This is a genomic window from Streptomyces sp. NRRL F-4489 (assembly GCF_001509485.1).
Classification (GTDB): domain Bacteria; phylum Actinomycetota; class Actinomycetes; order Streptomycetales; family Streptomycetaceae; genus Streptomyces.
Map to the genome: position 1 here is coordinate 74,144 of NZ_LLZI01000013.1, position 22,182 is coordinate 96,325.

22 protein-coding genes are annotated in these 22,182 nt (G+C 71.4%); 14 read left to right on the forward strand and 8 right to left on the reverse strand.

Features of this window, described 5'->3' with window-relative positions:
* Positions 1 to 22 precede the first annotated feature (22 nt).
* Positions 23 to 1,675: a glucose-6-phosphate isomerase gene (gene pgi, locus ADL22_RS02880; RefSeq protein ID WP_066973465.1), complete on the forward strand. Its 1,653-nt coding sequence runs from the start codon at positions 23 to 25 to the stop codon at positions 1,673 to 1,675.
* A 114-nt stretch (positions 1,676 to 1,789) separates the two neighbouring features.
* On the opposite strand, the gene pgl is transcribed toward pgi, so the two are convergent.
* From pgl to tkt, 5 genes are read right to left on the reverse strand one after another with little or no spacing between them, the layout of a single operon-like run.
* Positions 1,790 to 2,593 carry a 6-phosphogluconolactonase gene (pgl, locus tag ADL22_RS02885; RefSeq protein ID WP_066973467.1) on the reverse strand — a complete coding sequence of 268 codons (804 nt, stop codon included), beginning with the start codon at positions 2,591 to 2,593 and terminating at the stop codon, positions 1,790 to 1,792.
* A complete protein-coding gene (gene opcA, locus ADL22_RS02890; protein WP_066973469.1) occupies positions 2,590 to 3,699 on the reverse strand; it encodes a glucose-6-phosphate dehydrogenase assembly protein OpcA in 1,110 nt (369 codons plus the stop codon). The genes pgl and opcA overlap by 4 nt, the downstream gene beginning before the upstream one ends.
* Positions 3,696 to 5,228 (reverse strand): glucose-6-phosphate dehydrogenase, encoded by a 1,533-nt coding sequence (gene zwf, locus ADL22_RS02895; RefSeq protein ID WP_066973471.1) that lies wholly within the window; start codon positions 5,226 to 5,228, stop codon positions 3,696 to 3,698. Before zwf ends, opcA begins: the two co-directional genes overlap by 4 nt.
* A gap of 4 nt (positions 5,229 to 5,232) precedes the next feature.
* The gene (tal, locus tag ADL22_RS02900; RefSeq protein ID WP_066973473.1) at positions 5,233 to 6,351 is read right to left on the reverse strand and encodes a transaldolase; all 1,119 of its coding nucleotides are present in this window, start codon (positions 6,349 to 6,351) and stop codon (positions 5,233 to 5,235) included.
* 34 nt (positions 6,352 to 6,385) lie between these two features.
* On the reverse strand, positions 6,386 to 8,488 hold the full coding sequence (gene tkt / locus ADL22_RS02905; RefSeq protein WP_066973475.1) for a transketolase: 2,103 nt from the start codon (positions 8,486 to 8,488) through the stop codon (positions 6,386 to 6,388).
* 482 nt (positions 8,489 to 8,970) lie between these two features.
* Here tkt and ADL22_RS02910 point away from each other — a divergent pair, with 482 nt between their 5' ends.
* The 3 genes from ADL22_RS02910 (at position 8,971) to ADL22_RS02920 (ending at position 11,543) form a co-directional block, all read left to right on the forward strand.
* Positions 8,971 to 9,921 (forward strand): heme o synthase, encoded by a 951-nt coding sequence (locus ADL22_RS02910; RefSeq protein ID WP_079063800.1) that lies wholly within the window; start codon positions 8,971 to 8,973, stop codon positions 9,919 to 9,921.
* Positions 9,922 to 9,975: 54 nt separating this feature from the next.
* Positions 9,976 to 10,365, forward strand: a complete 390-nt coding sequence (locus tag ADL22_RS02915; RefSeq protein WP_066973479.1) for a hypothetical protein — start codon at positions 9,976 to 9,978, stop codon at positions 10,363 to 10,365.
* A gap of 131 nt (positions 10,366 to 10,496) precedes the next feature.
* Positions 10,497 to 11,543, forward strand: coding sequence for an amidohydrolase (locus ADL22_RS02920; RefSeq protein ID WP_066973481.1), 1,047 nt, complete (start codon positions 10,497 to 10,499; stop codon positions 11,541 to 11,543).
* Here the strand turns inward: ADL22_RS02920 and ADL22_RS02925 are convergent.
* The 3 genes from ADL22_RS02925 to ADL22_RS02935 form a co-directional block, all read right to left on the reverse strand.
* Positions 11,516 to 12,511: a COX15/CtaA family protein gene (locus tag ADL22_RS02925; protein WP_066973483.1), complete on the reverse strand. Its 996-nt coding sequence runs from the start codon at positions 12,509 to 12,511 to the stop codon at positions 11,516 to 11,518. The genes ADL22_RS02920 and ADL22_RS02925 overlap by 28 nt on opposite strands.
* Positions 12,512 to 12,590: 79 nt before the next feature.
* The gene (locus ADL22_RS02930) at positions 12,591 to 13,370 is read right to left on the reverse strand and encodes an ABC transporter permease (RefSeq protein WP_066973486.1); all 780 of its coding nucleotides are present in this window, start codon (positions 13,368 to 13,370) and stop codon (positions 12,591 to 12,593) included.
* Complete coding sequence (locus ADL22_RS02935; RefSeq protein ID WP_066973488.1) at positions 13,367 to 14,329, reverse strand: ABC transporter ATP-binding protein; 963 nt, start codon at positions 14,327 to 14,329, stop codon at positions 13,367 to 13,369. Before ADL22_RS02935 ends, ADL22_RS02930 begins: the two co-directional genes overlap by 4 nt.
* 190 nt (positions 14,330 to 14,519) lie before the next feature.
* On the opposite strand from ADL22_RS02935, the gene ADL22_RS02940 reads away from it, so the two are divergent.
* The 10 genes from ADL22_RS02940 to ADL22_RS02985 all read left to right on the forward strand — a co-directional run bounded on the left by ADL22_RS02940 (position 14,520) and on the right by ADL22_RS02985 (position 22,182).
* Positions 14,520 to 15,338 carry a helix-turn-helix transcriptional regulator gene (locus tag ADL22_RS02940; RefSeq protein WP_066973490.1) on the forward strand — a complete coding sequence of 273 codons (819 nt, stop codon included), beginning with the start codon at positions 14,520 to 14,522 and terminating at the stop codon, positions 15,336 to 15,338.
* Positions 15,335 to 16,756 (forward strand): Fe-S cluster assembly protein SufB, encoded by a 1,422-nt coding sequence (gene sufB, locus ADL22_RS02945; RefSeq protein ID WP_066973492.1) that lies wholly within the window; start codon positions 15,335 to 15,337, stop codon positions 16,754 to 16,756. Before ADL22_RS02940 ends, sufB begins: the two co-directional genes overlap by 4 nt.
* A gap of 57 nt (positions 16,757 to 16,813) precedes the next feature.
* A complete protein-coding gene (gene sufD / locus ADL22_RS02950) occupies positions 16,814 to 17,998 on the forward strand; it encodes a Fe-S cluster assembly protein SufD (RefSeq protein WP_066973493.1) in 1,185 nt (394 codons plus the stop codon).
* On the forward strand, positions 17,995 to 18,312 hold the full coding sequence (locus ADL22_RS02955) for a non-heme iron oxygenase ferredoxin subunit (RefSeq protein ID WP_066973495.1): 318 nt from the start codon (positions 17,995 to 17,997) through the stop codon (positions 18,310 to 18,312). Before sufD ends, ADL22_RS02955 begins: the two co-directional genes overlap by 4 nt.
* 7 nt (positions 18,313 to 18,319) lie before the next feature.
* Positions 18,320 to 19,084, forward strand: a complete 765-nt coding sequence (gene sufC / locus ADL22_RS02960) for a Fe-S cluster assembly ATPase SufC (RefSeq protein WP_066973497.1) — start codon at positions 18,320 to 18,322, stop codon at positions 19,082 to 19,084.
* Positions 19,081 to 20,337 (forward strand): cysteine desulfurase, encoded by a 1,257-nt coding sequence (locus tag ADL22_RS02965; RefSeq protein WP_066973499.1) that lies wholly within the window; start codon positions 19,081 to 19,083, stop codon positions 20,335 to 20,337. Before sufC ends, ADL22_RS02965 begins: the two co-directional genes overlap by 4 nt.
* Positions 20,338 to 20,374: 37 nt before the next feature.
* Complete coding sequence (gene sufU / locus ADL22_RS02970) at positions 20,375 to 20,833, forward strand: Fe-S cluster assembly sulfur transfer protein SufU (protein ID WP_066973501.1); 459 nt, start codon at positions 20,375 to 20,377, stop codon at positions 20,831 to 20,833.
* Positions 20,830 to 21,165, forward strand: a complete 336-nt coding sequence (locus tag ADL22_RS02975) for a metal-sulfur cluster assembly factor (RefSeq protein WP_066973503.1) — start codon at positions 20,830 to 20,832, stop codon at positions 21,163 to 21,165. The genes sufU and ADL22_RS02975 overlap by 4 nt, the downstream gene beginning before the upstream one ends.
* A gap of 148 nt (positions 21,166 to 21,313) precedes the next feature.
* On the forward strand, positions 21,314 to 21,634 hold the full coding sequence (locus ADL22_RS02980) for a DMT family transporter (RefSeq protein ID WP_066973505.1): 321 nt from the start codon (positions 21,314 to 21,316) through the stop codon (positions 21,632 to 21,634).
* Positions 21,634 to 22,182, forward strand: a complete 549-nt coding sequence (locus ADL22_RS02985) for a TetR/AcrR family transcriptional regulator (protein WP_066973507.1) — start codon at positions 21,634 to 21,636, stop codon at positions 22,180 to 22,182. Before ADL22_RS02980 ends, ADL22_RS02985 begins: the two co-directional genes overlap by 1 nt.

Consider the following 22,182-nt stretch of genomic DNA (forward strand, 5'->3'; position numbering starts at 1 on the left):
AGACGAAAAGGCTGATGTCCGAATGAACGCAGAAGGCCACGGCAGGCTCGACCAGATGCCCGAGTGGACCGCGTTGAGCAAGCACCGCGAGCAGCTGGGGGAGGTGCATCTGCGGGAGCTGTTCGCCAAGGATCCCGGGCGCGCGCAGCGGTACACCCTCCGGGTCGGCGATCTGCATCTGGACTACTCCAAGCACCTGGTCACCGACGAGACGCTGCGGCTGCTGCGCGAGCTGGCCGCGGCCACCGGCGTGGCCGGGCTGCGGGACGCGATGTTCCGCGGCGAGAAGATCAACATCACCGAGCACCGCTCCGTGCTGCACACCGCGCTGCGCGCGCCCGCCTCGGCGGTCATCACCTCCGACGGGGAGAATGTCGTCCCCGCGGTGCAGCACGTCCTGACGCGGATGGCCACCTTCGCCGACCGGGTCCGCTCCGGCGAGTGGAAGGGCCACACCGGCCGCCGCATCAAAACGGTCGTCAACATCGGTATCGGCGGCTCGGATCTGGGCCCCGCGATGGCGTACGAGGCGCTGCGCGCCTACACCCACCGGGACATGCAGTTCCGCTTCGTCTCCAACGTGGACGGCGCCGATCTGCACGAGGCGGTCCGCGATCTGGACCCGGCCGAGACGCTGTTCATCATCGCCTCCAAGACCTTCACCACCATCGAGACCCTCACCAACGCCACGTCCGCCCGGGACTGGCTGCTGACCGGTCTCGGCGCCGGCCAGGAGGCGATCGCCAAGCACTTCGTGGCGCTGTCCACGAACGGCGGGAAGGTCGCCGAGTTCGGTATCGACACGGCCAATATGTTCGAGTTCTGGGACTGGGTCGGCGGCCGCTATTCGTACGACTCGGCGATCGGCCTGTCGCTGATGATCGCGATCGGCCCGGAGCGGTTCCGCGAGATGCTGGCCGGCTTCCATCTCGTCGACGAGCACTTCCGCACCGCCCCGCCGGAGGAGAACGCCCCGCTCCTGCTGGGCCTGCTGGGCATCTGGTACGGCAACTTCTGGGACGCCCAGTCGCACGCCGTGCTGCCGTACAGCCACTACCTCGCCAAGTTCACCGCCTACCTCCAGCAGCTCGACATGGAGTCCAACGGCAAGTCCGTGGACCGCCAGGGCGCGCCGGTCAGCTGGCAGACCGGGTCGGTGGTCTGGGGCACCCCCGGTACGAACGGCCAGCACGCCTACTACCAGCTGCTCCACCAGGGCACCAAGATGATCCCGGCCGATCTGATCGGCTTCGCCCGGCCGGTCGAGGACCTCCAGCCGCGCCTGGTGGCCCAGCACGACCTGCTGATGGCCAACCTCTTCGCGCAGGGCCAGGCGCTGGCGTTCGGCAAGACGCCGGACGAGGTGCGCGCCGAGGGTGTCGCCGAGGAGCTGGTGCCGCACCGCACGTTCCGCGGCAACCACCCCACCACCACGATCCTGGCGGCCGAGCTGAGCCCGTCCGTACTGGGCCAGCTGATCGCGCTCTACGAGCACAAGGTGTTCGTCCAGGGCGCGGTGTGGGACATCGACTCCTTCGACCAGTGGGGCGTCGAGCTGGGCAAGGTCCTGGCCAAGCGCGTCGAGCCGGCGCTCACCGAGGGCGCGGAGGTCCCGGGCCTGGACGCCTCGACGGCCGGTCTGGTCGCCAAGTACCGCGAACTGCGCGGGCGTTGACGGTCCGGCTGGCGCGACGGCGCTGATCCGCGGCGCTGATACGGCGACGGCCCCGCACCGGTGGAGGTGCGGGGCCGTCGCCGTAACGGGCCGGGGGCGCGGACGCGCCCGGCGTCAGGAGGAGGCCGGCGGGTAGAGGCCGCGCGGCAGTTGGGCCGCGGCCGCCTCGTCCAGCAGCCACAGCGTGCGACCGCGGCCGCGCGCGCCGGCCGCCGGGGCCTGGACCTCCCCGGCGCCGGAGAGCGCCATGGCCACCGCGTTGGCCTTGTCCTCGCCGGCCGCCAGCAGCCAGACCTCGCGGGCCGCGCGGATCGCCGGCAGGGTCAGCGAGACCCGGGTGGGCGGCGGCTTGGGCGCGCCGTGCACCCCGACCACCGTCCGCTCCCGCTCCCGGACTCCGGGGAGTTCGGGGAAGAGCGAGGCGATATGGGTGTCCGGGCCGACGCCCAGCAGCAGCACGTCGAACGCCGGTACCGGGCCGCCCGCGTCGGCGGCCGCCGAGCGGTAGTGCTCCGGCCCCGCGGCGGCGGCGAGTTCGGCCGCGTACGCCTCGGCGGCGGCGTCCGCGTCGCCGTACGGGCCGTCCGAGGGCGCCATCGGGTGCACCCGGGCGGGGTCCAGCGGGACGCTGTCCAGCAGCACCTCGCGGGCCTGGGTGTGATTGCGCTCCGGGTCGCCGTCCGGCAGGAACCGCTCGTCGCCCCACCACAGGTCCAGCCGGGACCAGTCGACGGCGTCCCGGGCGGGCGCCTCGGCGAGGGCCGCGAGCAGCCCGTTGCCGTTGCGCCCGCCGGTCAGCACGACGGAGGCGGAGCCGCGGGCCGCCTGGGCGTCCACGATCCGGGTGATCAGCCGGGCCGCGGCGGCCTTCGCCATCAGCTCCTTGTCGCGGTGGACGACGACCTGCGGCGCGCTCACTTGGCGGCCGCCCGCTTGCCGGCCTTCTTCGCGGCCGGCTTGGCGGGCGCGTCAGCGGCCTCCGCGCCGTCCGCGGCGGAGCTGTCCGATGCGGACGAAGCCGACGCTGCGGACGCTGTGGACGCGGACGACGCGGACGGCGCCACCGAAGCGGCCGACGGCACCGGCGCCCCGGAACCCGGCAGCTGGAGCCGGTCCACGCCGTACTTCAGCGCGGCGGCGTAGATGTCGTCCGGGTCGAGCCGGCGCAGCTCCTCGGCGAGGAGTTCGGAGGTCTCCCGCCGCTTGAGCGCCACCGCGCGGTCCGGCTGGCCGGGCATGCACAGCGTGGCCAGCGAACCGTCCGGGCGGTCCAGGACAATCGTTCCGCCGCTGGACTCCAGCCGGACCGCGGTGAGCCCGGGCCCGTCCGAGACGGCGCGGCTGACCGGGACGTCCAGCCGGTCGGCGAGCCACATGGCCAGCAGCTCGCAACTGGGGTTGAACTCCTCGCCCTCGACCACGGCCGAGGTGACCGTGCACGGCGCCTGGTCGAGCGCCGCCGCCAGCATCGAGCGCCAGGGCGTGATGCGGGTCCACGACAGGTCGGTGTCGCCGGGGGTGTAGGTGTCGGCGCGGCCGGTCAGCTCCTCGATGGGCTGCTCGGAGGCGTAGGCGTCGGTCACCCGGCGCTGGGCCAGCGCGCCGAGCGGGTCCTTGGCCGGGTCCAGCGGGGCGTTGACGGCCCACCAGACCACGACCGGGGCGTCCGGCAGCAGCAGCGGCAGCACCACCGACTGGGCGTGGTCGATCGCCTCGCCGTACAGCCGCAGCACCACCGTCTCGCCGGTGCCGGCCTCCGTGCCGACCCGCACCTCGGCGTCCAGGCGGGCCTTGGCGCGGTCGCGCGGCGACCGGCTGACCCGCTTGATGACGACGAGGGTGCGCGAGGGGTGCTCGCGGGAGGCGTCGTTGGCCGCCCGCAGCGCGTCGTAGGCGTTCTCCTCGTCGGTGACGATGACGAGGGTGAGCACCATGCCGATGGCCGGGGTGCCGACGGCGCGGCGGCCCTGGACCAGTGCCTTGTTGATCTTGCTGGCCGTGGTGTCCGTCAGATCGATCTTCATGGCCGGCGCCAGCTCCGTCCGTCTCGTGCGAGCATTTCGTCCGCCTCCACGGGTCCCCAGGTGCCCGCCGGGTACTGCGCGGGCTTGCCGTGCCGGTCCCAGAACTCCTCGATCGGGTCGAGGATCTTCCAGGACAGCTCGACCTCCTCCAGCCGGGGGAAGAGGTTGGCGTCGCCCAGCAGCACGTCGAGGATCAGCCGCTCGTACGCCTCGGGGCTGGACTCCGTGAAGGACTCGCCGTACGCGAAGTCCATCGACACATCGCGCACCTCCATCGAGGTGCCCGGGACCTTGGAGCCGAACCGCACGGTCACGCCCTCGTCCGGCTGGACGCGGATGACCAGGGCGTTCTGCCCCAGCTCCTCGGTGGCGGTGTGGTCGAACGGCGAGTGCGGGGCGCGCTGGAAGACCACCGCGATCTCGGTGACCCGGCGGCCCAGGCGCTTGCCGGTCCGCAGGTAGAAGGGGACGCCCGCCCAGCGGCGGTTGTCGATCTCCAGCTTTATCGCGGCGTAGGTGTCGGTCTTCGACGCCGGGTCGATGCCCTCTTCCTGGAGGTAGCCGACGGCCTTCTCGCCGCCCTGCCAGCCCTCGGTGTACTGGGCCCGGACGGTCTCCCCGGCCAGGTCCTTGGGCAGCCGGACGGCGCCGAGCACCTTGGTCTTCTCCGCGACCAGCGCGTCCGCGTCGAAGGAGGCGGGCTCCTCCATGGCGGTCAGCGCGAGCAGCTGGAGGAGGTGGTTCTGGATGACGTCGCGGGCCGCGCCGATGCCGTCGTAGTAGCCGGCCCGGCCGCCGATGCCGATGTCCTCGGCCATCGTGATCTGCACGTGGTCGACGAACGAGCGGTTCCACAGCGGCTCGAACATGGTGTTGGCGAACCGCAGCGCCAGGATGTTCTGGACCGTCTCCTTGCCCAGGTAGTGGTCGATCCGGAAGACCTCGTTGGGCGGGAAGACCTCGTGGACGATGCGGTTGAGCTCCTGGGCGCTGGCCAGGTCGTGGCCGAACGGCTTCTCGATGACCGCCCGGCGCCAGGAGCCCTCCGTCTGGTCGGCCAGCCCGTGCTTCTTGAGCTGCTGGACGACCTTGGGGAAGAACTTCGGCGGGACGGACAGGTAGAAGGCGAAGTTGCCGCCGGTGCCCTGGGCCTTGTCCAGCTCGTGGATGGTGTTCTTGAGGGTCTCGAACGCCTCGTCGTCGTCGAAGTTGCCCTGGACGAAGCGGCAGCCCTGGACGAGCTGCTGCCAGACCTCCTCGCGGAACGGCGTCCGCGAGTGCTGCTTGACGGCCTCGTAGACCTCCTGCGCGAAGTCCTCGTTCTCCCACTCGCGGCGGGCGAACCCGATGAGCGAGAAGCCCGGCGGCAGCAGGCCGCGGTTCGCCAGGTCGTAAACGGCCGGCATCAGCTTTTTACGTGACAAATCACCCGTGACGCCGAAGATGACCAGGCCCGACGGCCCCGCGATACGCGGGAGCCGTCGGTCCGCGGCGTCACGGAGCGGATTCGCTCCATGAACAGCGGTCAAGGGATCAGCCCTCCGAGGGAGCGAGGCGCGACAGCTCCGCCTCCGTGGACTTGAGCAGGTCGTTCCAGGACGCCTCGAACTTCTCCACGCCCTCGTCCTCCAGCAGCTTCACGACCTCGTCGTACGAGATCCCGAGCGCGCCGATGGCGTCCAGGTCGGCCTGGGCGGCGGCGTAGGTGCCGCGCACCGTGTCGCCGGTGATCTCACCGCGGGCGGCGGTGGCCTCCAGCGTGGCCTCCGGCATGGTGTTGACCGTGCCCGGCGCGACCAGCTCGTCGACGTACAGGGTGTCCTTGTACGCCGGGTCCTTCACGCCGGTCGAGGCCCACAGCGGGCGCTGCTTGTGGGCGCCGGCCTTGTCCAGGGCGGCCCAGCGCTCGGAGGAGAAGACCTCCTCGTACGCCTGGTACGCCAGGCGGGCGTTGGCCAGCGCGGCCTTGCCCTTGAGCGCCTTGGCCTCGTCGGTGCCGATGCGGTCCAGGCGCTTGTCGATCTCGGTGTCCACGCGGGACACGAAGAACGAGGCCACCGAACGGATCTTGGACAGGTCCAGGCCCGCGGCCTTGGCCTTCTCCAGACCCGCGAGGTAGGCGTCCATCACCGCGCGGTAGCGCTCCAGCGAGAAGATCAGCGTGACGTTGACGCTGATGCCCAGGCCGATCACCTCGGTGATGGCCGGCAGACCCGCCTCGGTGGCCGGGATCTTGATCAGCGTGTTCGGGCGGTCCACCAGCCACGCCAGCTGCTTGGCCTCGGCGACGGTCGCCTCGGTGTTGTGCGCCAGGCGCGGGTCGACCTCGATGGAGACCCGGCCGTCCTGGCCGCCGGTGGCGTCGAAGACCGGGCGCAGCACATCGGCGGCGTCCCGGACGTCCGCCGTGGTGATCATGCGGATGGCCTCCTCGACGGTGACCCGGCGGACCGCGAGGTCGCGCACCTGCGGCTCGTAGCCGTCGCCCGAGGAGATCGCCTTCTGGAAGATCGAGGGGTTGGTGGTGACGCCGACGACGTGCTGCTGGTCGATCAGTTCGGCCAGATTGCCGGACGTGATGCGCTTGCGCGACAGGTCGTCCAGCCAGATCGCCACGCCTTCGTCGGAAAGGCGCTTGAGTGCGTCTGTCATGGGTTCTGCATCTCCTACTTGTCGTGTACGGGCGTCAGCGCGCGGCGGCGGCGAGCGAGTCGCGGGCGGCGGCGGCCACCGCTTCCGGGGTGAAGCCGAACTCGCGGAAGAGCAGCTTGCCGTCGGCGGAGGCGCCGAAGTGCTCCAGCGACACGATCCGGCCGGCGTCCCCGACGTAGCGGTACCAGGTCAGGCCGATACCGGCCTCGACCGCGACCCGGGCCTTGACCGACGGCGGCAGGACGCTGTCCTTGTACGCCTGGTCCTGCTCCTCGAACCACTCCACGGACGGCATCGAGACCACGCGGGTCGGGATGCCCTCGGCCTGGAGCTGCTCGCGCGCGGCCACCGCCAGCTGCACCTCGGAACCGGTGCCGATCAGCACCACCTGCGGCTCGGCCGGCGCGCCGTCGGCGGTCGCGGCCTCGAAGCGGACGTAGCCGCCCTTGGCGGTGTTCTCGTCGGCCTCGTACGTCGGCACGCCCTGGCGGGTCAGCGCGAGGCCGTGCGGGGCCCCGACACCGAACTCCTTGGTCCAGCGGCGCATGATCTCGCGCCAGGCGAGCGCGGTCTCGTTGGCGTCGGCCGGGCGGACGACGTTCAGGCCCGGGATGGCGCGCAGCGAGGCCAGGTGCTCGACCGGCTGGTGGGTCGGGCCGTCCTCGCCCAGGCCGATGGAGTCGTGCGTCCACACGTACGTCACCGGCAGGTGCATCAGCGCGGACAGCCGGACGGCGTTGCGCATGTAGTCGGAGAACACCAGGAAGGTGCCGCCGTAGATGCGGGTGTTGCCGTGCAGCGCGATGCCGTTCATCTCCGCGGCCATGGAGTGCTCGCGGATACCGAAGTGGATGGTGCGGCCGTACGGGTCGGCGCCCGGCAGCGGGTTGCCCTTCGGCAGGAACGACGAGGTCTTGTCGATGGTGGTGTTGTTCGACCCGGCGAGGTCGGCGGAGCCGCCCCACAGCTCGGGGACGACCGCGCCCAGCGCCTGGAGCACCTTGCCGGAGGCGGCGCGGGTAGCCACCGCCTTGCCGGTCTCGAACGCCGGGAGGTGGTCCTCCCAGCCGTCGGGCAGCTTGCCCGCGGCGATCCGGTCGAACTCGGCGGCGCGCTCGGGGTTGGCGGTCCGCCAGGCGGCGAACGCCTTGTCCCACTCGGCGCGGGCCTCGCGGCCGCGGTCCAGCGCCTGGCGGGTGTGCGCCAGGACCTCGTCGGCGACCTCGAAGCTCTTCTCCGGGTCGAAGCCCAGCACGCGCTTGGTGGCGGCGACCTCCTCCTCGCCCAGCGCCGAGCCGTGCGCGGCCTCGGTGTTCTGGGCGTTGGGGGCCGGCCAGGCGATGATCGAGCGGACCGCGATGAACGACGGGCGCTCGGTCTCCTCCTTGGCGGCCTGGAGGGCCTTGGCCAGACCGGCCGGGTCGAGGTCGCCGCTGGGCAGCTGGTCCACCCGCTGGACGTGCCAGCCGTAGGACTCGTAGCGCTTGAGGGTGTCCTCGGAGACGGCGGTCTGGGTGTCGCCCTCGATGGAGATGTGGTTGTCGTCCCACAGCAGGACGAGGTTGCCCAGCTTCTGGTGGCCGGCCATGGAGGACGCCTCGGCGGCGATGCCCTCCTGGAGGCAGCCGTCGCCGGCGACGGCCCAGATGGTGTGGTCGAACGGGGAGGTGCCCGGCGCCGCGTCGGGGTCGAACAGGCCGCGCTCGTAGCGGGCGGCCATCGCCATGCCCACGGCGTTGGCGACACCCTGGCCCAGCGGGCCGGTGGTGGTCTCCACGCCGGTGGTGTGGCCGTACTCCGGGTGGCCCGGGGTCTTCGAACCCCAGGTGCGGAAGCTCTTGAGGTCGTCCAGCTCCAGGCCGTAGCCGGCGAGGTAGAGCTGGATGTAGAGCGTCAGGCTGGAGTGGCCGGCGGAGAGGACGAACCGGTCGCGGCCGGTCCAGTCCGCGTCGGCCGGGTCGTGCCGCATCAGCTTCTGGAACAGCACGTAGGCCGCGGGTGCCAGGCTCATGGCCGTACCCGGATGGCCGTTACCGACCTTCTGCACGGCATCCATGGCCAGGACGCGGACGGTATCCACAGCCCGCTGGTCCAGTTCGGTCCACTCGAAATCTGTGGTGGTCGGCTTGGTGCTCACCCTGAGTCAGGGCTCCTCTCCACATGTCGAACGCGGACGGAATGTCCGCCCAGGCGGTGTCGAGCCTACCCCCGGACCACGGCGCTATTTTTCGACGCTCAGTCGGCGATTTCGACGCTCAGTCGGTGCTCAGTCGGGGGGTTCCGCGCTCACTCGGCGGGGGTGCCGCGGAAGCACTGTTTGTCGCTTCGGGCAACCGAATCGGCACCTCGGACATTCCCGGCACCGGGGCTGCGCCTACGACCAGACTGCCGGGACACACGCGCCCTCGCCTCTCGAACGCCGGCGGGCTACGGCGATGGCGCGGCGGGGCGCTCGGGGGGCGGGCGCCCAACACGACCCCACCCCCGCGAGAGCCGCCGTATGGCCAACGTCTAAAGTGGCGTGGTAAGCGCAAGCCTTTACCGGGTGTTCACCGCCGGCGGAGCTTGCTGGCCTTATCTCCGCGGCTGCGGCCGCTGACGTTACTTCCAGGGGTGTGCGTGACGGCCGTCGAAACCCGTCCTGCGGGGGGGCTCTCTCAGGTCCCCGGGAGTCCCGGTAACCGGCCGTTCGGTGCCCGGCTCAAGGCGTTCGTGGCGCTGACCAAACCGCGGGTCATCGAACTTCTGCTCATGACGACGGTGCCGGTGATGTTCCTGGCGGCCGGCGGGGTACCCGATCTGTGGCTGGTGCTGGCCACCTGTGTCGGCGGCTACCTCTCCGCCGGCGGCGCCGCCGCGTTCAACATGTACCTCGACCGCGACATCGACGCGATGATGGACCGCACCTCCCAGCGGCCGCTGGTGACGGGCATGGTCTCGCCGCGCGAGTGCCTGGTCTTCGCCACCGCCCTCGCGGTCGGCTCCACCGCGCTGTTCTGGTTCCTCGTCAACCCGCTGTCGGCGATGCTGTCCCTCGGCGCGCTGCTCTTCTACGTCGTGGTCTACACGATGATCCTCAAGCGGCGGACGAGCCAGAACATCGTCTGGGGCGGTATCGCGGGCTGCATGCCGGTCTTCATCGGCTGGTCGGCGGTGAAGAACGAGGTCTCCTGGGCGTCGTTCATCCTCTTCCTCGTCATCTTCTTCTGGACGCCGCCGCATTACTGGCCGCTGTCGATGAAGGTCACCGACGACTACAAGCGGGTCGGCGTGCCGATGCTGCCGGCCGTCGCCGGCAACAAGGTCGTCGCCCGGCAGATCGTCCTCTACAGCTGGGCGATGGTCGCGGTCTCGCTGCTGCTCCAGCCGCTGGGCTACACCGGGTGGTTCTACACCGCGGTCGCCGTCGCCTGCGGCGCCTTCTGGCTCCGCGAGGCGCACGCCCTGCAGTCCCGCGCCAAGGCCGGGATCACCGGGCCGAAGCTCAAGGAGATGCGGCTCTTCCACTGGTCCATCACCTACGTCTCGCTGCTCTTCGTCGCCATCGCGGTGGACCCCTTCCTGCGCTGAGCGGGTGTGGGGGATCACCCCCACAACGGCGCTACCGGTGGGTAGCATGCTGGTATGGCAGACACCCAGCAGGCGGACGGGCAGGCGGCGGCCGGCGGTACGGCCCCCGCGTCGACGGCACAGAAGCGGGCCGACCGGCGGGCCGAGCGGCTCGCCCGGCAGATCCGGGCCTTCGCGCGCACCCACGGCGGCGGCGCCGAGGGCCAGCTCGCCCACATCGGCCGCGGCCGCACCCGGATCGCCCTGGTCGGCGCGAACGGCGAATGGGGCACTCTCGTCGCCGACAGCTATCCGGCCGCCCGGCAGGCCGCCGAGCGCGCCGGTATCGAGCTGCACGACGACTTCGACGGCGAGCTGGCCGCCAAGGTCCGCACCGGCCCCTACGAGTGGTCCCGGATGGCCGGGATCCAGGTCGGCGGCCCGGCCAATCCTCCCGCTTCGTAAGGCGTTGAGGCCCCGCCCCGGTGCCGTGCGCCGGGGCGCGCGGGCCGCTACCCCACCACCGGCTCGCCCGTTAAGCTCACCAGGCGCGGAGGCCCGGTCACGCCCCGCGCGCCCACGGCGAGGAGAGGCGGATGGACACACTCCCCCCGCTCATCGACCAGCACAGCCACGGCGCCGCCCACGGTGAATTCGGCCTGGGCACCTTCGAGGCCCAGCTCGCCGCCGCGGCCGGCGCCCGCGGCCCGGCCCCGGCCGGCACGAGCTCCTTCGACACCCGCACCGGCCTGGCGCTGCGCCGCTGGTGCCCACCGCTGCTCGGCCTGGAGCCGTACTGCCCACCGGTGCGCTATCTGGCCCGGCGGCGGGAGCTGGGCGCCTTCCACGCCCAGCGGGCGCTGCTGCGCGGCGCCGGGATCGGGACGTTCCTGGTGGAGGCCGGCGCCCCCGCCTCCCTGACCTCGGCCGGCGAACTGGCCACCGCCGCGGCGGCCCGTGCCCACGAGGTCGTCCGGCTCGAACCGCTCGCCGAGCAGGTCGCCGACACCTCCGGCAGCGTCGAGTCCTTCCTCGCCTACACCGCCGAGGCGCTGTACTCCGCCGCCCAGCACGCCACCGCCTTCGCCTCCGGCGCCGCGTACGGCGAGGGGCGGGCCCCGGAGGCGGGTGAGGTGCGGCGGGCCGCGGACCGCTGGCTGCGCGGCCGCCGCCCCGGTGAACGGCTCGGCGAGCCCGCGCTCGTCCGGCATCTGCTGTGGAGCGCGGTGGCCACCGGGCTGCCGGTGCAGCTGCACTGCGCCGATCCGCAGCCGCTGGTCCCCTTCTTACGGGCCACCGCCGGGCTGGGCTGCGATCTGGTGCTGCTGCCGGCCGTCCCGCACCACCGGCGGGCCGCGCAGCTCGCCGCCGAGTACGCCCATGTCTACGCGGACGCCGGCCCGTTCCCCGAGGAGACGCTGGCGCACGCGCCGTTCGGCAAGCTGCTGTTCTCCTCGGGCGCGCGCGGGCTGCCGGAGCTGTACGTCACCGCGGCGCGGCTGTTCGCCCGGGGCCTGGCGCGGGTGGTGGGGGAGTGGACCGCCGAGGGGCTGTGCGCCGCCGGGGACGCGCGGCGGATCACCGAGCTGGTCGGCTCGGGGACGGCGCGCCGGGTCTACCGGCTGGCGGCGGCCACGGGCTGAGCGTCCGGCGCCGCACCGGCCTTCGCCGGGGCCGCTCCGTCCCCCGGGAGCGGACCGCGGTCGCGCAGCGACAGGCTGACCCGCAGCACCGCGATCCACACCAGCGTCGAGCCCAGCATGTGCAGTCCGACGACGAACTCCGGCAGGCCGGTGAAGTACTGGACGTAGCCGATGACGCCCTGGAAGGCGAGGCACCCGAGGAGTTCCAGCGCCGCCCGGCGGGCCGGGGCCGGGGCCTTGACCGCGCGCAGCACGAACCACAGCGCCACGCTCAGGCCGACCACGATGTAGACGAAGTCGACGTGGAGCTGGGTGACTTCCTGCCAGTTCAGCGGGATGCGGTGCACCTCGCGCGCATCGCCGGCGTGCGGGCCGGTGCCGGTGACGACGGTGCCGATGACGGTCAGCGCGGCGGTCGCGGTGACCAGCAGCCAGGACAGCTGGCGGACCGGCCGGGCCACCGCGTCGCGCGGCTCCTCGTCACCCTCCTTGGCCCGCTGCCAGCTCAGCACGGAGACCGTGAGCAGGGCCGTGGTCAGCAGGAAGTGCGCGGCGACGAGGTAGGGGTTCAGGCCGGTCAGGACGACGATGCCGCCCCAGACCGCGTTGCCCATCACGATCCAGAACTGCGCCCAGCCGAGCCGGGTGAGCGAGCGGCGGCGCGGGGCGCGGGCGCGGGCGGCGATGATGAACAGCCCGATGAAGGCGCACAGTACGTACGTCAGCAGGCGGTTGCCGAACTCGATCAGGCCGTGGACGCCCATCTCGGCGGTGGGGGTGAGGCTGTCCGCCGTGCACCGGGGCCAGGTCGAGCAGCCCAGGCCGGACTCGGTCAGCCGGACCGCGCCGCCGGTCACGACGATGATCACGGCCATCACCACGGTGGCGAGCGCCGCCCGCTCGACGAAGCGCGCGGAGGGCTGCCAGCGGCGGGCGATCAGCTCAAGGGGATTCAGCGTGTTCGGCACGTGAGACATCGTAGGCCGCGGCTTGTGCGTGTTTTCACGAGGGGGGCCCGAAATGCCGTACGGCGGGAGTGACCTGGGATTACTCCCAGCGGAACCACTTCGCCGCGGCGCCCAGGCCCAGCACCGCCCACACCGCGAGGATCCCGAGGTCCGCCCAGGGCAGCCCGGCGCCGTGCTGGAGGACCGTCCGCAGCCCGTCGGAGAGCGCGGAGATCGGCAGGAACTGGAGCACCTGCTGGACCGCCGCGGGGAACTTCGTCAGCGGAACGATCACCCCGCCGCCGACCAGCAGCAGCAGGAAGACGAGGTTGGCGGCGGCCAGGGTGGCCTCGGCCTTGAGGGTGCCGGCCATCAGCAGCCCCAGCCCGGAGAACGCGGCGGTGCCGAGGACCAGCAGCAGGACCACGGCGAGCGGGTTGCCGTGCGGCGACCAGCCCAGCGCCAGCGCGACCACGGTCAGCAGCGCGATCTGCAGGACCTCGGTGACCAGCACCGCGCAGGTCTTGGCGGTCATCAGCCCCCAGCGCGGCAGCGGCGAGACGGCCAGCCGCTTCAGGACGCCGTAGCGCCGCTCGAAGCCGGTGGCGATGGCCTGCCCGGTGAACGCGGTGGACATCACGGCCAGGCCCAGCACGCCCGGGGTGAGGAAGTCCACCGGCTCGCCGGCGCCGGTGTCGATGATCCGGACGGCGGAGAACAGCACCAGCAGGAGCGTGGGGATGACGACGGTGAGCAGCAGCTGCTCGCCGTTGCGCAGCAGCATCCGGGTCTCCAGGGCGGCCTGCGCGCGGATCATCCGGGAAAGGGGGGCCGCCCCGGGGCGGGGGGTGAACGTACCGGTACCGGTGGCGGTGGTCATGCGCGCAGCTCCTTGCCGGTGAGCTCCAAGAAAACGTCCTCCAGGGTGTGGCGTTCGACGGCTATCGCGTCGGGCATGACGCCGTTCTGGGCGCACCAGGAGGTGACGGTGGCCAGCAGCTGGGGGTCGATCCGGCCCTGGACGCGGTAGGTGCCGGCGGTCAGCTCGGCCGCCGCGCTGTCCGCGGGCAGCGCCTTGAGCAGCGAGGCGATGTCCAGACCGGGGCGGCCGGTGAAGCGCAGGCTGTTCTCCGCGCCGCCCTTGCACAGCGCCTCGGGGCTGCCCTGGGTGACGACCCGGCCGCCGTCGATGATCGCGACGTCGTCGGCGAGCTGCTCGGCCTCGTCCATGAAGTGGGTGGTCAGCACCACGCTGACGCCGTCGGTGCGCAGCTCCCGTACGAGGTCCCAGGTGGCGCGGCGGGCCTGCGGGTCCAGGCCGGCCGTCGGCTCGTCCAGGAAGACCAGCTCGGGGCGGCCGACCACGGCCATCGCCAGGGCGAGCCGCTGCTGCTGGCCGCCGGACAGCCGGCGGTAGGGCGTCCGCCCGCAGCCGCCCAGGCCCAGCCGGTCGATGAGCGCGTCCACGTCCAGGGGGTGGGCGTGCAGGGTGGCGGTGTGCCGCAGCATCTCCTCCGCGCGGGCGCCCGCGTAGACGCCACCCGATTGGAGCATCACGCCGATCCGGGGCCGCAGGGCGGCGGCGTCGGCGATCGGGTCCAGGCCGAGGACGCGGACCCGGCCGGCGTCGGGGCGGCGGTAGCCCTCGCAGGTCTCGACGGTGGTGGTCTTGCCGGCGCCGTTCGGACCGAGCACGGCGGTCACCGCGCCGCGGGCGACGGTGAGGTCGAGCCCGTCCACGGCGGTCTTGGTGCCGTAGCGCTTGACCAGGCCGGTGACCTCGACGGCGGGCTCGCGGCCGGGCGATCGGGGGGCGTCCCCCGGGGAGGTGCTGGGCATGCCGGGAAGTCTACGGAGCGCGGCGGGGGCGGCGGGAGCGGGGGATCGGACGGCCTCGGGCGCCGGCCCGCGGCGATTCCGCAGCGTCACCACTCACCCCGGAATTAGGTAACCCTTAGTGATCGAGGCCACCTGTCCGTGATCCGGACGAGGCTTGAATCGCTCCGGCGAATTACGCAACAATGGCGTTGTGAAAAACGTGAGCGAGGAACGGAAGAGGCCAGCGGCCCGGCAGACCGCCGGCCCCGCCGCCTCCGCGCCTGCGCACGACGACCAGCGCGGCACCCGCAACCGCGTCGCCCGCTCGATCCTCGACCACGGTCCGTCCACCGCGGCCGAGCTGGCGCTCCGCCTGGAGCTGACCCAGGCCGCGGTCCGCCGCCATCTGGACGCGCTGGCCGCCGAGGGCGTCGTGGAGCCCCGCGAGAAGCGGGTCTACGGTGCCCGCGGGCGCGGCCGGCCGGCCAAGGCGTTCGCCCTGACCGACTGCGGCCGCGACGCCTTCGACCAGGCGTACGACGACCTCGCCGCCGACGCGCTGCGCTGGATCGCGCAGAGCGCGGGCGGCGGCGCCAAGGGCGAGGCGGCGGTCGCCGCGTTCGCCCGGGCCCGGCTCGCCGCGCAGGCCGAGGGCTACCGCGAGGCGGTCGAGAGCGCCGACCCCGAGGCCCGCACCGAGGCCCTGGCGAAGGCGTTGACCGCGGACGGGTACGCTGCTACGGCGCGCAGCGCCCCCAACCCCCAGCTCGGTGAACAGCTCTGCCAGCACCACTGCCCGGTCGTCCATGTCGCCGAGCAGTATCCGCAGCTGTGCGAGGCGGAGACCGAGGTCTTCTCCCGCCTGCTCGGGACCCATGTACAGCGCCTTGCCACCATCGCCCACGGCGACGGGGTGTGCACGACCTTCGTCCCGAAGGCCGGCGCCGGCAAGGCGGCCCACCGCACCGGTGGGCACACCCCACAGACCACCACAGCATCTGCAAGCACGGCCGGGAGGAACCCCGCATGACGCTCCCCACGGAGACTGCTCACCCCGAGCTCGAGGGCCTGGGCAAGTACGAATACGGCTGGGCCGACTCCGACGTGGCCGGCGCTTCGGCGAAGCGCGGTCTCAACGAGGACGTCGTCCGCGACATCTCGGCGAAGAAGAACGAGCCGGAGTGGATGCTCAAGCTGCGCCTCAAGGGGCTCAAGCTGTTCGACAAGAAGCCCATGCCGACCTGGGGCTCCGACCTGTCGGGCATCGACTTCGACAACATCAAGTACTTCGTCCGCTCCACCGAGCAGCAGGCCACCTCCTGGGAGGAGCTGCCCGAGGACATCAAGAACACCTACGACAAGCTGGGCATCCCCGAGGCGGAGAAGCAGCGGCTGGTCGCCGGTGTCGCGGCGCAGTACGAGTCCGAGGTCGTGTACCACCAGATCCGCGAGGACCTGGAGAAGCAGGGCGTCATCTTCCTGGACACCGACACCGCGCTCAAGGAGCACCCGGAGCTCTTCCAGGAGTACTTCGGCACGGTCATCCCGGTCGGTGACAACAAGTTCGCGTCGCTGAACACCGCCGTCTGGTCCGGCGGCTCGTTCATCTACGTCCCCAAGGGCGTGCACGTGGACATCCCGCTCCAGGCCTACTTCCGGATCAACACCGAGAACATGGGCCAGTTCGAGCGGACGCTGATCATCGTCGACGAGGACGCCTACGTCCACTACGTCGAGGGCTGCACGGCGCCGATCTACAAGTCCGACTCGCTGCACTCCGCGGTCGTCGAGATCATCGTCAAGAAGGGCGGCCGCTGCCGCTACACGACCATCCAGAACTGGTCGAACAACGTCTACAACCTCGTCACCAAGCGCGCCGTCGCCTACGAGGGCGCGACGATGGAGTGGGTCGACGGCAACCTCGGCTCCAAGGTCACCATGAAGTACCCGGCGGTCTACCTCATGGGCGAGCACGCCAAGGGCGAGACCCTGTCCATCGCCTTCGCGGGCGAGGGCCAGCACCAGGACGCCGGTTCCAAGATGGTCCACATGGCGCCGAACACCTCCTCCAACATCGTCTCCAAGTCGGTGGCGCGGGGCGGCGGCCGGACCTCCTACCGCGGCCTGGTCGAGATCGGCGAGGGCGCCGCCGGCTCGAAGTCCAACGTGCTGTGCGACGCGCTGCTGGTGGACACCATCTCCCGCTCGGACACCTACCCCTACGTGGACGTCCGCGAGGACGACGTGTCCATGGGCCACGAGGCGACGGTCTCCAAGGTCAGCGAGGACCAGCTCTTCTACCTGATGGCGCGCGGCCTGTCCGAGGACGAGGCGATGGCGATGATCGTGCGCGGCTTCGTCGAGCCGATCGCCCGCGAGCTGCCGATGGAGTACGCGCTGGAGCTCAACCGGCTGATCGAGCTGCAGATGGAAGGCGCGGTCGGCTGACCGGCCCCCGCAGCGACCGACTCTCAAGAACGCAGAAAGCGAGCTAGACGAACAGCCATGGCTGAGGCTCAGAACATCCCCCTGGGGTCCACGACCGCCGGCTCCGTCGCGGTGGCCGCGGAATCCACCGTCGCCACCCGGATGAGCGCCCCGCCGTCCTACGACGTGGCGGACTTCCCGGTGCCGCACGGCCGCGAGGAGGAGTGGCGGTTCACGCCGCTCGCCCGCCTCAAGGGCCTGCACGACGGCAGCGCCGCGGCCGGCGGTCCGGACCTGAAGATCGACATCACCGCGCCGGAGGGCGTCACCCACGAGCTGGTCGACCGCACCGACCCGCGGGTCGGCAAGGCCGGCAAGCCCGTGGACCGCGTCGCCGCCCAGGCGTACAGCGCCTTCGAGAAGGCGTCGGTGGTCTCCGTCCCCAAGGAGACGGTCCTGACCGAGCCGATCCGGATCCGGGTGCACGGCGAGGGCGGCACCGCCTTCGGCCACCAGGTCGTCGAGCTGGGCGCGTTCGCCGAGGCCGTCGTGGTCATCGACCACACCGGCTCCGGTGTGCTCGCCGCCAACGTCGACTACCTCCTCGGCGACGGCGCCAAGCTGACCGTCGTCTCCGTCCAGGACTGGGACGACGACGCCGTCCACTGCGGCCAGCACAACGCCCTGGTCGGCCGGGACGCCACCTTCAAGTCCGTGGTCGTCACCTTCGGCGGCGACCTGGTCCGCCTCCACCCGCGGATCGACTACGCGGGCCCCGGCGGCGAGGCCGAGCTGTACGGCCTGTACTTCACCGAGGCCGGCCAGCACCAGGAGCACCGCCTCTTCGTCGACCACGACACCCCCAACTGCCGCTCCCACGTGACGTACAAGGGCGCGCTGCAGGGCCAGGAGGCGCACGCGGTCTGGATCGGCGACGTGCTCATCCAGGCGGCCGCCACCGGCACCGACACCTACGAGCTCAACCGCAACCTCGTCCTCACCGACGGCGCGCGGGTCGACTCGGTCCCCAACCTCGAGATCGAGACCGGCGAGATCGTCGGCGCCGGCCACGCCTCGGCGACCGGCCGGTTCGACGACGAGCAGCTGTTCTACCTCATGGCGCGCGGCATCCCGGCCGACGAGGCGCGCCGCCTGGTCGTCCGCGGCTTCTTCGCCGAGCTGGTCCAGCAGATCGGCCTGCCGGACGTCGAGGAGCGCCTGATGAGCAAGATCGAGGCCGAGCTGGAAGCGTCCGCGGCATGAGCTACGTACGCGTGGCCGCCCTGAGCGAGCTGGCCGAGGACACCCCCAAGCGGGTGGAGATCGACGGCACGCCGGTCTCGCTGGTGCGCACCGAGGGCGAGGTGTTCGCGATCAACGACATCTGCTCGCACGCGAACGTCTCGCTGTCCGAGGGCGAGGTCGAGGACTGCTCGATCGAGTGCTGGCTGCACGGCTCCAGCTTCGACCTGCGCACCGGCAAGCCGTCCGGCCTTCCCGCGACGCGCCCCGTCCCCGTATACCCCGTAAAGATCGAAGGGGACGACGTGCTCGTCTCCGTCACCCAGGAGTCCTGAGTCACCCATGGCAACGCTTGAGATCCACGACCTGCACGTCTCCGTCGAGGCCGAGAACGGTCCGCGCGAGATCCTGAAGGGCGTCGACCTGACCGTGAAGCAGGGCGAGACGCACGCCATCATGGGCCCCAACGGCTCCGGCAAGTCGACGCTCGCCTACTCCCTCGCGGGTCACCCCAAGTACACGATCACCGGCGGCACCGTCACCCTCGACGGCGAGGACGTCCTGGAGATGTCCGTCGACGAGCGCGCCCGCGCCGGCGTCTTCCTCGCCATGCAGTACCCGGTCGAGGTCCCCGGCGTCTCGGTCTCCAACTTCCTGCGCACCTCCGCCACCGCCATCCGCGGTGAGGCCCCCAAGCTGCGGACGTGGGTCAAGGAGGTCAAGGAGGCCATGGAGCGCCTCCAGATGGACCCGGCGTTCGCCGAGCGCAACGTCAACGAGGGCTTCTCCGGCGGTGAGAAGAAGCGCCACGAGATCCTCCAGCTGGAGCTGCTGAAGCCGAAGATCGCGATCCTCGACGAGACCGACTCCGGCCTCGACGTCGACGCGCTGCGCGTGGTCTCCGAGGGCGTCAACCGCGTCCGCGAGACCGGCGAGGTCGGCACCCTGCTGATCACCCACTACACGCGGATCCTCCGCTACATCAAGCCCGACCACGTCCACGTCTTCGCCAACGGCCGGATCGCCGAGTCCGGCGGCCCCGAGCTGGCGGACAAGCTGGAGGCCGAGGGCTACGAGGCGTACGTGAAGGGGGGCACGAGCGCGTGACACAGCTGCCGGGCCTCCTCGACACCGAGGCGATCCGCAAGGACTTCCCCATCCTGGACCGCCTGGTCCACGACGGCCGGAAGATCGTGTATCTGGACAACGCGGCGACCTCCCAGAAGCCGCGCCAGGTCCTCGACGCCCTGAGCGCCTACTACGAACGCCACAACGCCAACGTCCACCGGGGCGTGCATGTGCTCGCCGAGGAGGCCACGGCGCTGTACGAAGGCGCCCGCGACAAGGTCGCCGCCTTCATCAACGCGCCGAGCCGCGACGAGGTGATCTTCACCAAGAACGCCTCCGAGTCGCTCAACCTCGTCGCCAACATGCTCGGCTGGGCCGATGAGCCCTACCGCGTGGACAGCGACACCGAGATCGTCATCACGGAGATGGAGCACCACTCCAACATCGTCCCGTGGCAGCTGCTCTCGCAGCGCACCGGCGCGAAGCTGAAGTGGTTCGGCCTCACCGACGACGGCCGGCTGGACCTCTCCACCATCGAGGAGGTCATCACCGAGCGCACCAAGGTGGTCTCCTTCACCCTGGTGTCCAACCTCCTCGGCACCGTCAACCCGGTCGAGACGATCATCCGGCGCGCCCAGGAAGTCGGCGCCCTGGTGTGCATCGACGCCTCCCAGGCCGCGCCGCACATGGTCCTGGACGTCCAGGCGCTCCAGGCCGACTTCGTGGCCTTCACCGGCCACAAGATGTGCGGTCCGACCGGTATCGGCGTGCTGTGGGGCCGCCAGGAGCTGCTGGAGGACCTCCCGCCGTTCCTCGGCGGCGGCGAGATGATCGAGACCGTCTCGATGCACTCCTCCACCTACGCCCCGGCGCCGCACAAGTTCGAGGCCGGTACGCCCCCGATCGCCCAGGCCGTCGGCCTCGGCGCGGCGGTGGACTACCTCTCCGGCATCGGGATGGAGAACATCGCGGCCCACGAGCACGCGATCACCGAGTACGCCGTCAAGCGGCTGCTGGAGGTGCCCGACCTCAGGATCATCGGCCCGGCCACGGCCGAGGACCGCGGGGCGGCGATCTCCTTCACGCTCGGCGACATCCACCCGCACGACGTGGGCCAGGTGCTGGACGAGCAGGGCATCGCGGTCCGTGTGGGGCACCACTGCGCGCGACCGGTCTGCCTGCGCTACGGAATTCCCGCGACCACGCGAGCGTCGTTCTATCTGTACTCCACCCCGGCGGAGGTCGACGCCCTCGTCGAGGGGCTGGAGCACGTCCGCAACTTTTTCGGTTAATTGGGCACCGCGGATGAGGACGAGGACTGACTGAGCCGTGAAGCTGGATTCCATGTACCAGGACGTCATCCTGGACCACTACAAGCACCCGCACGGGCGCGGTCTTCGGGACGGCGACGCCGAGGTGCACCACGTCAACCCCACCTGTGGCGACGAGATCACCCTGCGCGTCCGCCTGGCCGGCGCGGTGATCGAGGACGTGTCCTACGAGGGCCAGGGCTGCTCCATCAGCCAGGCCAGCGCGTCGGTCCTCAACGACCTGCTGGTCGGCAAGGAGCTGGGCGAGGCGCAGAAGATCCAGGAGATGTTCCTGGAGCTGATGCAGTCCAAGGGCCAGGTGGAGCCGGATGACGCCATGGAGGAGGTGCTGGAGGACGCGGTGGCGTTCGCCGGCGTCTCCAAGTACCCGGCGCGCGTGAAGTGCGCCCTGCTCAGCTGGATGGCCTGGAAGGACGCCACGGCCAAGGCCCTTTCCCAGGAGGCGAAGACCGCATGACCGACACCCCGACGACCACCAAGCCGGCCTCCGAGGAGGAGGTCCGCGAGGCGCTGTACGACGTCGTCGACCCCGAGCTGGGCATCGACGTCGTCAACCTCGGGCTGATCTACGGCATCCACGTCGACGACGCCAACATCGCCACCGTCGACATGACGCTGACCTCGGCGGCCTGCCCGCTGACCGACGTCATCGAGGACCAGGCGAAGTCCGCCACGGACGGCATCGTCAACGAGCTGAAGATCAACTGGGTCTGGATGCCGCCGTGGGGCCCGGACAAGATCACCGACGACGGCCGCGAGCAGCTGCGCGCGCTGGGCTTCAACGTCTGAGGCGATCGGCGCTCTTCCCGCGCACCCGGCCGTGCCCGCCAGCGAACCTGGCGGGCACGGCCGTTTGTGCGTACGGGCCGCCTTGGCTCACGCCACTGCCCCGCGCCGATGTGTACGCCCGTACGCAACGATCTGTACGCTCGTACACATGGCTTATCTGACCCTCGCCGGCGCGATCCTCTCCGAGATCCTCGCCACCACCTCGATGAAGTACAGCCACGGCTTCAGCCGGCTGTGGCCCTCGGTGGGCACCGCGTTCGGCTATCTGGTGGCGTTCGCGCTGCTCGCCCAGACGCTGAAGACGATGAGTGTGGGGACCGCGTACGCGATCTGGTCCGGGGCCGGCACGGCGGTGATCGCGGCGATCGGGATGGTCTTCCTGGGCGAGAGCGCCAGCGCGCTGAAGGTCCTCGGGGTGGTGCTGGTCATCGCCGGGGTGGTGGTGCTCAATCTGGACGGGGCGCACTGATGGCGCGGCGCCACGACCCCGGGCGGCGGCAGCGGATCATCGACGCGGCGATCACCGTCGTCGGCGAACGCGGTATCGCCGGGCTCAGCCACCGCGCCGTGGCGGCCGCCGCGGACGTTCCGCTGGGCTCCACCACGTACCACTTCGCCAGCCTGGACGAACTGCTGGTCGCCGCGCTGCGGCAGGTCAACGCCGGCTGGCTGGCGGACTTCGCGCACTGGGTGGACGGCCTCGACCCGGCCGCGCCGCTCGCCGACGAGGTGGCCCGGCTGGTCGCCGCCACGCTCGCCGGGGACCGGTCCCGGGTGACGCTGGAGTACGAGCTGTACCTCGCCGCGCTGCGGCACGAGGCCGTCCGGCCGCTCGCCGCCGCGTGCCTGGACGAGATGGCGGACCGGCTCGGCCGGCGGATCGGCGATCTGGCCACCGCCCGGGCCGTGGTGGCCTTCCTCGACGGCCTGCTGCTCCAGCACCTGCTGACCGGCCGCCCGTTCCGCCCGGAAGCGCTGCGCGACGGGCTGGCCGGGGTGCTGGGGGCGTCCCGCTGA

What these genes read in the sequence shown, in the direction of transcription:
- ADL22_RS02985 (WP_066973507.1), top strand. Translation starts at nt 21,634, where the DNA reads ATGGCGCGGCGCCACGACCCCGGGCGGCGGCAGCGGATCATCGACGCG.
- ADL22_RS02935 (WP_066973488.1), bottom strand. Translation starts at nt 14,329, where the DNA reads ATGCCCAGCACCTCCCCGGGGGACGCCCCCCGATCGCCCGGCCGCGAG.
- opcA (WP_066973469.1), bottom strand. Translation starts at nt 3,699, where the DNA reads ATGAAGATCGATCTGACGGACACCACGGCCAGCAAGATCAACAAGGCA.
- ADL22_RS02920 (WP_066973481.1), top strand. Translation starts at nt 10,497, where the DNA reads ATGGACACACTCCCCCCGCTCATCGACCAGCACAGCCACGGCGCCGCC.
- pgi (WP_066973465.1), top strand. Translation starts at nt 23, where the DNA reads ATGAACGCAGAAGGCCACGGCAGGCTCGACCAGATGCCCGAGTGGACC.
- ADL22_RS02915 (WP_066973479.1), top strand. Translation starts at nt 9,976, where the DNA reads ATGGCAGACACCCAGCAGGCGGACGGGCAGGCGGCGGCCGGCGGTACG.
- sufC (WP_066973497.1), top strand. Translation starts at nt 18,320, where the DNA reads ATGGCAACGCTTGAGATCCACGACCTGCACGTCTCCGTCGAGGCCGAG.
- ADL22_RS02930 (WP_066973486.1), bottom strand. Translation starts at nt 13,370, where the DNA reads ATGACCACCGCCACCGGTACCGGTACGTTCACCCCCCGCCCCGGGGCG.
- tal (WP_066973473.1), bottom strand. Translation starts at nt 6,351, where the DNA reads ATGACAGACGCACTCAAGCGCCTTTCCGACGAAGGCGTGGCGATCTGG.
- ADL22_RS02975 (WP_066973503.1), top strand. Translation starts at nt 20,830, where the DNA reads ATGACCGACACCCCGACGACCACCAAGCCGGCCTCCGAGGAGGAGGTC.
- sufD (WP_066973493.1), top strand. Translation starts at nt 16,814, where the DNA reads ATGGCTGAGGCTCAGAACATCCCCCTGGGGTCCACGACCGCCGGCTCC.
- ADL22_RS02955 (WP_066973495.1), top strand. Translation starts at nt 17,995, where the DNA reads ATGAGCTACGTACGCGTGGCCGCCCTGAGCGAGCTGGCCGAGGACACC.
- sufB (WP_066973492.1), top strand. Translation starts at nt 15,335, where the DNA reads ATGACGCTCCCCACGGAGACTGCTCACCCCGAGCTCGAGGGCCTGGGC.
- ADL22_RS02980 (WP_066973505.1), top strand. Translation starts at nt 21,314, where the DNA reads ATGGCTTATCTGACCCTCGCCGGCGCGATCCTCTCCGAGATCCTCGCC.